The 6,425-nt window shown below is 61.4% G+C and carries 4 protein-coding genes; all 4 read left to right on the top strand.

Annotated elements, in window-relative coordinates; all coding sequences use genetic code 11:
• Nucleotides 1-534 precede the first annotated feature (534 nt).
• Nucleotides 535-2,511, top strand: coding sequence for an acyl CoA:acetate/3-ketoacid CoA transferase (locus ACMX25_RS30790; protein WP_414953693.1), 1,977 nt, complete (start codon nucleotides 535-537; stop codon nucleotides 2,509-2,511).
• Between the two features lie 91 nt (nucleotides 2,512-2,602).
• The gene (locus tag ACMX25_RS30785; RefSeq protein ID WP_414953692.1) at nucleotides 2,603-4,267 is read left to right on the top strand and encodes an acetolactate synthase large subunit; all 1,665 of its coding nucleotides are present in this window, start codon (nucleotides 2,603-2,605) and stop codon (nucleotides 4,265-4,267) included.
• Nucleotides 4,264-5,391 (top strand): zinc-dependent alcohol dehydrogenase family protein, encoded by a 1,128-nt coding sequence (locus tag ACMX25_RS30780; protein ID WP_414953691.1) that lies wholly within the window; start codon nucleotides 4,264-4,266, stop codon nucleotides 5,389-5,391. The genes ACMX25_RS30785 and ACMX25_RS30780 overlap by 4 nt, the downstream gene beginning before the upstream one ends.
• Nucleotides 5,392-5,681: 290 nt before the next feature.
• On the top strand, nucleotides 5,682-6,419 hold the full coding sequence (locus ACMX25_RS30775) for an alpha/beta fold hydrolase (protein ID WP_414953690.1): 738 nt from the start codon (nucleotides 5,682-5,684) through the stop codon (nucleotides 6,417-6,419).
• Nucleotides 6,420-6,425 lie beyond the last annotated feature (6 nt).

Raw genomic sequence — 6,425 nt, 5'->3', positions numbered from 1 at the left:
CCTCGGCTTGTCCACAGGCAAGCTCGGTGGATAAGCCTGCACCTGCGCATAACATCGTTCAAAAAACCATACCTGAACTACGAAACCACCCATAAATTCCGCCGACCAAGCAATCATTTAATTGGAGGCTTTTAGCGCACCGTGCGCGTTAAGAAATTTGCCCTACCATTGGTGATGATGGGGATGGAGTGGTCGGGCTACGCTCGGCAGAACTGTGCGCAGTTGAATCGTATTTGCGGGACGTATTGTGACGTACAAGGACACCGGGGCGACTGACTTCGGCTGAGCACGACGATAGATTGTTCAACACGGCCGCGCTACCGGATCAGATCGCTTTGCCCACCGAAGACAGGTCTGTTTGTTGCGCCTGCTGCTGTGTAAGCGAACGACCTGACGGCTCGACAATATTCCGCTCAGCGTTCAGCAAGCTGTTAGCCGTTTGCAGGTGGGACACTGGTTTCCAGCGGGAGAACGTCTTTCCTTCTGCTTGGAACCAACCGCGACCGCACATTCACCTCTTCTTCGAGCTGCGTCATGAAAGACAAGATTGTCACCGCTGACGAAGCGGTCGCGCTGATTCGCGACGGCGACAGCGTCTGCTGCTCCGGCTTTGTCGGCATCGGTACACCAGACGAATTGATCATGGCGCTGGAGCGACGATTCGCCGGCACGGCTGAGCCACGCAATCTGACCCTTGTGTTCGCCGCCGCGCCCGGTGACGGCCGGGATCGGGGGCTCAATCGCCTGGCACTGCCGGGGCTGGTCAAACGTGCTATCGGCGGACATTGGGCGCTGTTGCCGAAGCTCGCCCGCATGGCGACCGATAACCTGATCGAGGCGTACAACCTTCCTTTAGGGACGATGTCGCATCTGTATCGGGACATCGCGGCGCATAGGCCGGGCACGCTGACGCAGGTTGGATTGGGCACCTTTGTCGATCCGCGTCACGGAGGCGGAAAGATCAACGCCAGCACGACAGAAGACCTGGTGAGCACAATCGACATCGACGGCAAGACCTGGCTCTTCTACAAGGTTTTTCCAATTAACGTGACCCTGATTCGGGGCACCACGGCCGACCCCGAAGGCAACGTGACGATGGAACGCGAGGCGCTCGTGCTCGATGCCATGGAGGCCGCCATGGCCGCCCATAATTCAAACGGATTGGTGATCGTCCAGGTGGAACGGATCGCCGCGAGCGGCACGCTCGATCCGCGCGCAGTGGTCGTACCGGGAATCTTTGTTGACCGCGTTGTTGTCGCCCGCCCTGACACGCACGCCCAGACCTACGGCACCGCGTACAACCCTGCGTTCTCCGGCGAAATGAAAGTCCCGTTGGGGACGATGGAAAGCCCGGTGCTCGACGAGCGCAAAGTGATCGCACGCCGATGCGCGTTCGAGCTGCCGCTCGGTGGCGTGATTAATCTCGGCATTGGCGTTCCAGAAGTCGTTGCAGCCGTGGCAGCGGAAGAGCGGCTGCTAAGCCATCTCACGTTGACCGCCGAACCCGGCCTGATCGGTGGCACCCCGCAGGGCGGCTTGAACTTCGGCGCCGCCATCAACATTGATGCCCTGCTTCATCAGAATCAGCAGTTCGACTTCTACGATGGTGGAGGGCTGGACCTTGCGTGTCTCGGCATGGCGGAGATCGATCGATGCGGCAACGTCAACGTCAGCCGCTTCGGGCCGCGACTAGCCGGTGCCGGCGGGTTTATCAACATCAGCCAGAACGCCCGTCGCGTGGTATTCGCCGGAACGTTCACAGCCGGCGGCCTGGAAGTGGTGGTCGAGGATGGACGCCTACGTATTATTTCGGAAGGGTCGAAGAAGAAACTCGTCGAGGCTGTCGAGCAGATTACATTCAATGGATCGCTCGCTGCGCAACGCGGTCAGTCAGTGATGTACGTGACTGAACGATGCGTCTTTCGTCGCGTGCCTGAAGGACTCGAGTTGACGGAGACTGCGCCCGGCATCGATATCGACCGCGACATTCTCGCCCACATGGACTTCACACCCGTTGTGCGAGACGTGCGATTGATGGACCCTCGAATTTTCTGGCCACAGATCATGGGACTGGCAACCGTGCTGCTCGATCTGCAGGTGAGCGACCGGCTCAGCTACGACGCCGGGCGCAACGTGATGTTCGCAAACTTCGAAGGCATGGCGATCCGCTCGAACGGTGATATCGAAAGTGTTCGGCGTGTGCTCGAGGCGTTCTGCGATCGCATCGGCCACAAGGTTTCGCTGATGGTCAACTACGACGGATTCCGGCTGAACGAATCGGAGGCCGATGCGTATTTCGAGATGGTCAGGCAGTTGCAACTCAAGTACTACAGCTCGGCTACTCGTTTTACTACCAGCGCATTCATGCGCATGAAGCTTGACGCTGCATTTAGCGAGCTCGATTCTGCATCCCACGTTTGCGAAACACATGCGCAAGCAGCAGCGCATGCAACACGCGCACACGAGGATATCGGCCGCAAGCAGTTCGGCGAGCCCGGCGCGCGCAAGTAAGACCCGCTGATTCACGCCTCAATAGCACGCGGACACAACCATCAATTCAACCCACGATTAGCTGTGATCTAAACCAGCAAGGTGACTCCCTATGAAAGCATCCGACTTGTTCGTCAAGGCGCTGGAGAATGAAGGCGTCGAGCGAATCTTCGCCGTGCCGGGCGAAGAAAATCTCGACGTCGTCGAGTCGCTGCGGCGCTCCAGCATCCAGTTGATTGTGACCCGCCATGAACAGTCTGCGGCCTTCATGGCAGCGACCCACGGGCGCCTGACGGGAAGGCCCGGCGTCTGTATGGCGACGCTCGGCCCCGGCGCGCTGAATCTGGTCACTGGTGCCGCTTACGCGCATCTCGGCGCCATGCCGATGGTCCTCATTACCGGGCAGAAACCCATCATGACGGCGCAACAGGCGCGGTTCCAGATAGTAGACATTGTCGCCACGATGAAACCACTGACCAAGGCGTCCCGGCAAATAGTCAGCGGGACCAGTATCCCGACGGTCGTGCGCGAAGCGTTCCGGCTGGCCGCGGACGAGCGGCCTGGGCCGGTCCATCTCGAGTTGCCTGAAGACGTGGCCGCCGTTGAAGTAAGCGATGACGTGGCGCTCGTTCCACTGCATCCTGTCGAGCTCCCGGTGGCGCAAGAGGCTGCCATCGAACGGGCCGCAGCTTTGCTGATGAAAGCCGAGCGTCCGTTGGTCATGTTCGGCGCCGCCAGCAACCGGCCGCGGCTCGCGGGTCAATTGACCGAGTTCATCCGGCGCACAGGTATCCCGTTCTTCAACACCCAGATGGGCAAAGGCACCGTTGCCGCCGTCGGCCATGATGAGGCATCCGAACTCTGGATGGGAACAGCCGCACTCAGCGCGCGCGACTACTTGCACGAGGCGATCGATCGCGCCGACCTGATCCTCGCAATCGGGCATGACACGGTCGAAAAACCACCGTTCATCATGGGGCCGAAGGGACCCAAGGTCATTCACGTGGGTTATACGCCGGCACACGTCGAACAGGTGTTCTTCCCGCATGCCGAAGTGGTGGGCGACCTCGGCCTGAGTCTGGCGCGGCTTGCCGATCACGTTCAAGGCAAGCTTCCAAACGCGGCTGCACTGGCGCCGCTGCGCGAAGGTATCTTGAGACGCACGCTGGACCGGGCGCAGGAATCGCGCTTCCCGCTGACGCCGCAACGCATCGTCCACGACGTGCGCGAGGTGATGCCGGCCGACGGCATCGTCGCGCTCGATAACGGCATGTACAAGATCTGGTTCGCGCGATGTTACCGGACACGCAGTGCCAACACGCTGCTGCTCGACAACGCATTGGCGACAATGGGGGCGGGCTTGCCGTCGGCCATGATGGCGGCACTGCTCTACCCTGCCCGGCGCGTGATGGCGGTGTGCGGGGACGGTGGCTTCATGATGAACTCGCAGGAACTCGAGACCGCCGTCCGGCTGAATCTGAACCTCGTCGTATTGATCATCCAGGACGATGCCTACGGAATGATCCGATGGAAACAGGCCGTCGACAACTTCGCGGACTGGGGTCTCACTTTCGGCAACCCCGACTTCGTCAAGTATGCGGATGCCTATGGCGCTAAAGGACGGCGCGTTGAGTCGGCCGAAGCGCTGGCGCCGACACTGGAAGCGGCATTCCGCGAAGGCGGCGTGCAGTTGGTCATCGTTCCGGTCGACTACTCGGAGAACACCCGCGTACTCGTCGAGGAACTCAAGAACCGGGTCATGGAGGTCGCACAATGAAGATCAAGGCAGCAGTCCTGCAGGCGATGGGCGCAACACCGCCCTACGCCGTCTCCCGCCCTTTGCATATTGAAGAGATCGACCTGGCGCCACCAGGCGCCGATGAAGTGCTGATCAAAATCGCCGCCGCCGGCCTGTGTCACTCCGACCTGTCCGTGATCAACGGCGACCGGCCACGTCCGATGCCAATGGCGCTTGGCCACGAGGCCGCCGGTGTTGTCGAGGAACTGGGGGCAGGCGTGACCGACCTCAAGGTTGGCGACCACGTCGTCGTGGTGTTCGTGCCGAGCTGTGGCCACTGTGCGCCCTGTGCCGAAGGCCGCCCGGCCCTCTGTGAGCCGGGCGCCGCGGCCAACGGTGCAGGCACGTTGCTCTCCGGTGCACGCCGTCTCACGCGCGGTGGTGAGGCCTTGAACCATCATCTGGGGTGTTCCGTGTTTGCCGAGTACGCGACCGTGTCGCGCCGCTCTGTCGTCAAGATAGATCCCGCAGTTCCGCTGGATGAAGCCGCGCTGTTCGGGTGCGCCGTGCTGACGGGTGTCGGCGCGGTGGTCAACACGGCGCAGGTCAGAGTCGGCGCATCCGTGGCGGTGGTCGGCCTCGGCGGTGTTGGGCTGGCTGCCCTTATCGGCGCGCAGGCGGCTGGCGCACGGCAGATTATCGCCATCGACTTGTCCGATGCCAAGCTCGAGCAGGCGCGAGCACTGGGCGCCACCCACACGGTCAACGCCGGTCGTGCCGATGCAATCGAGCACATCCGCGCGCTCAGCTCGGGCGGTGTCGAGTTCGCCTTTGAGTTCGCAGGTTCGGTCAATGCGCTGGATCTGGCTTACCGAATTACGCGTCGCGGCGGTTCGACCGTCACGGCCGGGCTGCCGCCGTCAACCGCGCTTTGGCCGCTTCCAGCGGTCAGCCTTGTGGCAGAGGAACGCACCCTCAAGGGCAGCTATATCGGTACGTGCGTGCCTTCGCGCGACATCCCGCGCTACATTGACTTGTACTTGCAGGGGCGCCTACCGGTGCACAAGCTGCTCACAGGCCGATTGAAACTCGATGAGATCAATCATGGCTTTGACTTGCTGCACGAAGGAAAAGCGATTCGCCAGGTGGTGGTATTCGAATGAGGCAGTTCCCAGATCAGCAACGCCGACTACCGGGAGATCAGCCGGGACGTCCATGTCGAGGCTTTCGCCAGTGCCAAGTCTCAGGATGTGCTCGGCGAGGGTATCGCCGACTGGCGCCGCAAGCACTGACGATGTGCCCTCTTGACCAGGACGCGACGCGATGCAACCTCAACTGAAGCACCTGTCCGTGCTCGGCCACGGTGGCTTTCGCAGGCTTGCCTATGCCGAATGAGGACCGCCGAGGGCTGACCGAATGATAGTCTGTGTGCACGGGGTTTCTCGCACAGGACATGACTTCGACATGCTGGCAGCTGCGCTCGCGGCAGCAGGCGCGCGTCATCGTGCCTGACCTTCCCGGGTGCGGACGCAGCGAATGGCTCGAATCGCCTGCACACTACACCGACCGCGCATATACCAGCGCGATGTCGACGTTGATTGCCCGGCTCGATGTCGATCAAGTGGATTGGGTAGGCACTTCACTTGGCGGTCATATCGGCATGCTCATAGCGTCAGAGTACGCGACGCCGGTGCGCCGGCTTGTACTCAATGACTTCGGTGCGCGCATCTCGGCCGCGGCACTGCGCCGGATCGGCGGTTATTTGACTCGCTCCTGGCGGTTCGCCTCGATCGACGAGGTCGAAGCGCATCTGCGCGACGTTCACGCGCCGTTTGGCAAGCTCAGCGACGACCAATGGCGTCATCTTGCTCATCACAGCGCAGTGCCGGACGACGCGGGTGGCTTTCGGTTCCACTTCGATCCAGGCATCGGCCTGCGGTTCGCAATACCCATCTGGCTGGACGTGGTTCTGTGGCACATCTGGGACAAAATAGACTGTCCGGTGCTGATTTTGCGGGGAGAAGACTCCGACCTGCTGACACGGAGCAGTCTGGACGCCATGCTCAAGCGCGGCCTGGCGTCCAGGGCCGGCAAGGTTACCACCTTCGAATTTCCCGACTGCGGCCACGCACCAGCACTGATGGATGACGCGCGAATCGCCATTATCAAGGACTACCTCTTGAAGGATTAATCTAAC

Origin of the sequence: Caballeronia eucalypticola (assembly GCF_047608185.1) — a bacterium.
Taxonomy (GTDB): Bacteria; Pseudomonadota; Gammaproteobacteria; order Burkholderiales; family Burkholderiaceae; genus Caballeronia.
The sequence above is the reverse complement of the archived record's forward strand: the minus strand, read 5'-3'. Positions and strand labels throughout refer to the sequence as shown.

Bases quoted from the DNA above. Each gene is read 5' to 3' on its own strand.
- ACMX25_RS30790 (WP_414953693.1), top strand. From the start codon at position 535: ATGAAAGACAAGATTGTCACCGCTGACGAAGCGGTCGCGCTGATTCGC.
- ACMX25_RS30785 (WP_414953692.1), top strand. From the start codon at position 2,603: ATGAAAGCATCCGACTTGTTCGTCAAGGCGCTGGAGAATGAAGGCGTC.
- ACMX25_RS30780 (WP_414953691.1), top strand. From the start codon at position 4,264: ATGAAGATCAAGGCAGCAGTCCTGCAGGCGATGGGCGCAACACCGCCC.
- ACMX25_RS30775 (WP_414953690.1), top strand. From the start codon at position 5,682: ATGACTTCGACATGCTGGCAGCTGCGCTCGCGGCAGCAGGCGCGCGTC.